Annotated in this window: 6 protein-coding genes; 4 read left to right on the top strand and 2 right to left on the bottom strand. The window is 43.2% G+C overall.

Annotation, left to right across the window (positions count from 1 at the left end; genetic code table 11):
- Window positions 1-187 precede the first annotated feature (187 nt).
- The 4 genes from E0D98_RS20460 (at window position 188) to E0D98_RS20445 (ending at window position 5,029) form a co-directional block, all read left to right on the top strand.
- On the top strand, window positions 188-730 hold the full coding sequence (locus tag E0D98_RS20460; protein ID WP_000830468.1) for a fimbrial protein: 543 nt from the start codon (window positions 188-190) through the stop codon (window positions 728-730).
- 80 nt (window positions 731-810) lie between these two features.
- Complete coding sequence (locus E0D98_RS20455) at window positions 811-1,485, top strand: fimbria/pilus periplasmic chaperone (RefSeq protein ID WP_000677398.1); 675 nt, start codon at window positions 811-813, stop codon at window positions 1,483-1,485.
- Window positions 1,486-1,500: 15 nt separating this feature from the next.
- Window positions 1,501-3,981, top strand: coding sequence for a fimbrial biogenesis outer membrane usher protein (locus E0D98_RS20450; RefSeq protein ID WP_000945409.1), 2,481 nt, complete (start codon window positions 1,501-1,503; stop codon window positions 3,979-3,981).
- A gap of 13 nt (window positions 3,982-3,994) precedes the next feature.
- Window positions 3,995-5,029 (top strand): putative fimbrial-like adhesin protein, encoded by a 1,035-nt coding sequence (locus E0D98_RS20445; protein WP_001378220.1) that lies wholly within the window; start codon window positions 3,995-3,997, stop codon window positions 5,027-5,029.
- An 81-nt stretch (window positions 5,030-5,110) separates the two neighbouring features.
- Here the strand turns inward: E0D98_RS20445 and rcnB are convergent, their stop codons facing one another.
- A complete protein-coding gene (gene rcnB, locus E0D98_RS20440; RefSeq protein WP_000153074.1) occupies window positions 5,111-5,449 on the bottom strand; it encodes a Ni(II)/Co(II) efflux transporter accessory subunit RcnB in 339 nt (112 codons plus the stop codon).
- A 218-nt stretch (window positions 5,450-5,667) separates the two neighbouring features.
- Entirely contained in the window at window positions 5,668-6,492 is an 825-nt protein-coding gene (gene rcnA, locus E0D98_RS20435; protein ID WP_000134576.1) for a nickel/cobalt efflux protein RcnA, read from the bottom strand.
- Window positions 6,493-6,550: the final 58 nt, after the last annotated feature.

Genomic DNA, 6,550 nt, shown 5'->3' with positions numbered 1-6,550 from the left:
AATTGATAGATGCGATAAATAGTTAATACTCTTAAACATTTTTTGTATTTATATTGCAATGGTTAATTTGTTTTAAATCAATAAAACAATGTGTTTACATTGCGGTAACTTTTTTGATGTGAGAAATTTGTTTCCAAGAGATACAGACTCTTAACAACCAAAAATAAATTTTATTAAGGAACATATTATGAAACGTTCAATTATTGCTGCCGCTGTCTTTTCTTCTTTTTTTATGAGCGCTGGAGTATTTGCTGCAGACGTTGATACCGGAACATTAACTATTAAGGGGAATATTGCAGAATCTCCGTGTAAATTCGAAGCGGGTGGTGATTCAGTAAGTATTAATATGCCGACTGTACCAACCACTGTCTTTGAAGGTAAAGCTAAATATTCTACCTATGATGATGCAGTCGGTGTAACCAGCAGCATGTTAAAAATTAGCTGCCCGAAAGAAGTTGCTGGTGTAAAACTCTCGTTGATTACCAACGATAAAATAACCGGTAACGATAAGGCGATAGCCAGTAGCAACGATACCGTGGGTTACTATCTCTATTTAGGTGATAACAGCGATGTCCTGGATGTTTCTGCACCTTTTAACATTGAGAGTTATAAAACAGCGGAAGGTCAATATGCTATTCCGTTTAAAGCAAAATACCTGAAACTGACAGATAACTCAGTGCAATCAGGTGATGTGTTATCTTCTCTGGTTATGCGTGTGGCGCAGGATTAATAAATAAAATTGTAAGTTTCTCCAGGTAATAAACATGGCCGCTATCCCCATGGCGGCTTTTTAATTTAAGAGGCATTAAGATGAAAGGATTATTATCTTTACTCATTTTTTCTATGGTCCTTCCTGCACATGCCGGAATTGTTATCTACGGGACGCGCATTATTTACCCGGCAGAAAATAAAGAAGTTATGGTGCAGTTGATGAACCAGGGAAACCGTTCTTCGCTGCTGCAGGCGTGGATTGATGATGGCGATACGTCGTTACCACCAGAAAAAATTCAGGTTCCTTTCATGTTAACGCCACCAGTGGCAAAAATAGGGGCAAATTCCGGGCAGCAAGTAAAAATCAAAATTATGCCGAATAAACTGCCCACTAATAAAGAAAGCATTTTTTATCTGAATGTTCTGGATATTCCACCAAATAGTCCAGAGCAAGAAGGCAAAAATGCACTGAAGTTTGCGATGCAAAACAGAATTAAGTTGTTTTACCGGCCAGCGGGTATTGCTCCGGTAAATAAAGCGACCTTTAAAAAGTTACTGGTAAGTCGCAGTGGCAATGGATTGGTGATAAAAAATGACTCAGCTAATTGGGTGACGATTTCGGATGTCAAAGCTAATAATGTCAAAGTCAATTATGAAACTATAATGATTGCCCCCTTAGAAAGTCAGAGTGTTAATGTCAAAAGTAATAATGCAAATAACTGGTATCTGACCATTATCGATGACCACGGCAACTATATTAGTGACAAAATTTAATTGCAGGAGCTGCCTATGTTGAGAATGACCCCACTTGCATCAGCAATCGTAGCGTTATTGCTCGGCATTGAAGCTTATGCAGCTGAAGAAACCTTTGATACCCATTTTATGATAGGTGGAATGAAAGACCAGCAGGTTGCAAATATTCGTCTTGATGATAATCAACCCTTACCGGGGCAGTATGACATCGATATTTATGTCAATAAGCAATGGCGCGGGAAATATGAGATTATTGTTAAAGACAACCCGCAAGAAACATGTTTATCAATAGAAGTTATCAAGCGGTTAGGCATTAATAGCGATAACTTCGCCAGCGGTAAGCAATGTTTAACATTTGAGCAACTTGTTCAGGGTGGGAGCTATACCTGGGATATCGGGGTTTTTCGTCTCGATTTCAGTGTCCCGCAGGCCTGGGTGGAAGAACTGGAAAGTGGCTATGTTCCACCGGAAAACTGGGAGCGGGGTATTAATGCGTTTTATACCTCTTATTATGTGAGTCAGTATTACAGTGACTATAAAGCGTCGGGTAATAGTAAGAGTACATATGTACGTTTTAACAGCGGGTTAAATTTACTGGGGTGGCAACTGCATTCTGATGCCAGTTTCAGTAAAACAAATAACAATCCAGGGGTGTGGAAAAGCAATACCCTGTATCTGGAACGTGGATTTGCCCAACTTCTCGGCACGCTTCGCGTGGGTGATATGTACACATCAAGCGATATTTTTGATTCTGTTCGCTTCAGCGGTGTGCGGTTGTTTCGTGATATGCAGATGTTGCCTAACTCGAAACAAAATTTTACGCCACGGGTGCAGGGGATTGCTCAGAGTAATGCGCTGGTAACTATTGAACAGAACGGTTTTGTGGTTTATCAGAAAGAGGTTCCTCCTGGCCCGTTCGCGATTACAGATTTGCAGTTGGCCGGTGGTGGAGCAGATCTTGATGTCAGCGTGAAAGAGGCGGACGGCTCGGTAACCACCTATCTGGTGCCTTATGCAGCAGTGCCAAATATGCTGCAACCCGGCGTATCGAAATATGATTTTGCGGCGGGTCGTAGCCATATTGAAGGGGCGAGCAAACAAAGTGATTTTGTCCAGGCGGGTTATCAGTATGGTTTTAATAATTTATTGACGCTGTATGGTGGCTCGATGGTCGCGAATAATTATTACGCGTTTACTTTGGGGACTGGCTGGAATACACGCATTGGTGCCATTTCCGTCGATGCCACGAAGTCGCATAGTAAACAAGACAACGGCGATGTGTTTGACGGGCAAAGTTATCAAATTGCCTACAACAAATTTGTGAGCCAAACGTCGACGCGTTTTGGTCTGGCGGCCTGGCGTTATTCATCGCGTGATTACCGGACATTTAATGATCACGTTTGGGCAAACAATAAAGATAATTATCGCCGTGATGAAAACGATGTCTATGACATTGCCGATTATTACCAGAACGATTTTGGCCGTAAAAATAGCTTCTCTGCCAATATGAGCCAGTCATTGCCAGAAGGCTGGGGGTCTGTGTCCTTAAGTACGTTATGGCGAGATTACTGGGGGCGTAGCGGCAGCAGTAAGGATTATCAGTTGAGTTATTCCAATAACTGGCGGCGGATAAGCTATATCCTCGCGGCAAGCCAGGCGTATGACGAGAATCATCATGAAGAGAAACGTTTTAATATTTTTATATCGATTCCCTTTGATTGGGGTGATGACGTTACGACGCCTCGTCGGCAAATATATATGTCTAACTCAACGACGTTTGATGATCAGGGGTTTGCCTCAAATAATACGGGATTATCAGGAACCGTTGGAAGCCGGGATCAGTTTAACTATGGGGTCAACCTGAGTTATCAGAATCAGGGAAATGAAACGACAGCTGGGGCGAATTTGACCTGGAACGCGCCGGTTGCGACAGTGAATGGCAGTTATAGTCAGTCGAGTACTTATCGACAGGCTGGAGCCAGTGTTTCAGGGGGCATTGTCGCCTGGTCGGGGGGCGTTAATCTGGCGAACCGTCTTTCCGAAACGTTTGCTGTGATGAATGCGCCAGGAATTAAAGATGCTTATGTCAATGGGCAAAAATATCGCACAACAAACCGTAATGGAGTGGTGGTATACGACGGAATGACACCTTATCGGGAAAATCACCTGATGCTGGATGTGTCGCAAAGCGATAGCGAAGCAGAATTACGTGGCAACCGGAAAATTGCCGCACCTTATCGCGGCGCGGTTGTACTGGTTAATTTTGATACCGATCAGCGCAAGCCCTGGTTTATAAAAGCGTTAAGAGCGGATGGGCAACCATTAATGTTTGGTTATGAAGTTAATGATATCCATGGTCATAATATTGGCGTTGTCGGTCAGGGAAGCCAGTTATTTATTCGCACCAATGAAGTACCGCCATCGGTTAATGTAGCAATTGATAAGCAACAAGGACTTTCATGCACAATCACCTTCGGTAAAGAGATTGATGAAAGTAGAAACTATATTTGCCAGTAATAGTCAGGTGGTTATGAATATTCGTATAATGTTATTTATAGTAATGATGATGGTTATGCCTGTGAGCTATGCGGCATGTTATAGTGAGTTATCTGTTCAGCACAATTTGGTTGTTCAGGGGGATTTTGCACTTACTCAAACACAAATGGCGACATATGAGCATAATTTTAATGATTCGTCATGCGTGAGTACAAATACTATCACCCCTATGAGCCCGTCGGATATTATTGTTGGACTTTATAACGATACCATTAAATTAAATTTACATTTTGAATGGACCAATAAAAACAACATCACGTTATCAAATAATCAGACCAGTTTCACCAGTGGTTATTCGGTAACGGTGACACCTGCGGCCAGTAATGCAAAAGTGAATGTTTCTGCGGGGGGCGGCGGTTCAGTGATGATTAATGGAGTTGCGACATTATCCAGTGCTTCATCATCGACACGCGGGAGTGCCGCAGTACAATTTCTACTGTGTTTATTAGGTGGCAAGTCATGGGATGCATGTGTAAATAGCTACAGAAATGCATTGGCACAAAATGCAGGTGTCTATTCCTTTAATCTGACATTGTCATACAACCCGATAACCACAACCTGCAAACCGGACGATTTATTAATTACTTTAGACAGTATTCCCGTTTCACAATTACCAGCCACAGGTAACAAAGCAACAATAAATAGTAAACAAGGGGATATTATTCTGCGTTGTAAAAATTTATTAGGTCAACAAAATCAAACATCACGGAAAATGCAGGTGTATTTATCAAGTTCTGACTTGTTAACCAACAGCAACACAATACTGAAAGGTGCGGAAGATAATGGCGTAGGATTTATTCTTGAAAGTAATGGTTCGTCAGTCACACTTTTAAATATCACTAACAGCAGTAAAGGATACACAAATTTAAAAGAAATTGCGGCAAAGTCAAAACTTACAGATACAACGGTTTCAATTCCGATAACAGCCAGTTACTACGTCTACGATACAAATAAAATTAAATCTGGCGCACTGGAGGCAACCGCATTAATCAACGTGAAATACGACTAATAACAAGCAAGACGAGCAAGTGGCTAATAATAAAAAATAACAAGGTGTCTGCATTTCCCCCTCATGATGAGGGGGCTTTTTTTAGCGATGATAAAAAATCTCACCGTCGTAGGCTTTAATGATTTTACCGTCGGTGTCGCTGATCAACACGTACGCGCCACCCATATAGGTCCAGTGCGTCCCGGCATCAGGCGCGGGCAGGTTACGTAACTGCCACTGCTTAATGTTGTACTCATCGGTGCGGTACATCTCTGGGACGGTATCACCTGGTTTGAAATGCTTAAAGTCAGCAATGAAACTGCTTAACTCATACTTAGAAATTCCCGAGGTATTGGTCGAACCCGCGGTGGCTGGTGCGGCCCAGGCGGCACTGGTAACCAGCAAAAGCACACCCAGCAACATCTTATTTTTAATGGTCATAAACTCTCCACTTTGGGGATCTGTAATATCAGTCGCATATCTTTCCTGCCATACAATATAACTGACAAGCGATATTTTGTTAGTGATCCCATGATTTCGTAAAAAGTGTAAATGAAAGGATGCCCTAAAAGCATCCTTAGCGAGCAGAGAGTCAGCGGAAATAGCTGATTTAAGAATCATCCTGGGCTGAAGATAACATGCAAGCCTAAAGGATTGAGTTATCGCATTATGCCCATGAAGCCATGTACGCCCATATACACACCGACTAAGCCAATCAACAGACTGGAAAAATAGGGGGCGCGTTTAGCGAGAGTGTTAAATCCGCTCCAGCGTTTTGCGACCTGCTGAACGCTGATTGCTGCGCCAACGCCTACGGTGACAAGCGTTAACGCCAGGCCAATGCTGAAACTGACGACCAGTGTTGCGCCCAGTGTCAGGGCTTTCAACTGAATGCAAATCAACAGCACGGTAATTGCTGCCGGACAGGGGATAAGACCACCTGTTAAGCCAAATAACAAAATTTGCCAGTTGGTGACCTCTCTACCATCAAAGCGTCGTTTAATATCATTGGCATGGGCTCGTGCATGGGCATCCTGATACTCGCCATGTTCGTGATGGTGATGATGTCCATGGTCGTGGTGATCTTCGTGATCGTGGTGATGATGTTCATGATCATACTCGTGCATATTCTCCAGCCAGTTGCGTTCGCCGCGCCAGGTACGCCAGAACATCCAGAACGCGGTGCCAATAATGATCACTGCGGAAATCAGCTGGAGCCACGGTTCTGCTGATTGAGCAGTAAAGCGCTTGCTGATCACCATCCCGCCAAAGGCAATTAACCAGACCACTGCGGTATGCGAAATAGTTGCTGCCAGTCCGAGCATCACCGCCTGTTTAATGGTGCCTTTGATGGCGATGATAAACGCCGCCATCATCGTTTTTGAGTGCCCTGGTTCCAGGCCATGAAGCGCACCAAGTAAGATGGCGCTGGGGATGAAGAACCAGGCGTTTCCTTGCTGAAGAAGAGTTGTAAATTCGGTCATGATAATAATTCTTAGTATTAATTCGGCAATCTGATTCTACTCCCCCCCAGTACCTGAT

It is taken from the genome of Escherichia sp. KCJ4928, assembly GCF_004352695.1.
Taxonomy (GTDB): domain Bacteria; phylum Pseudomonadota; class Gammaproteobacteria; order Enterobacterales; family Enterobacteriaceae; genus ECMA0423.
The sequence above is the reverse complement of the archived record's forward strand: the minus strand, read 5'-3'. Positions and strand labels throughout refer to the sequence as shown.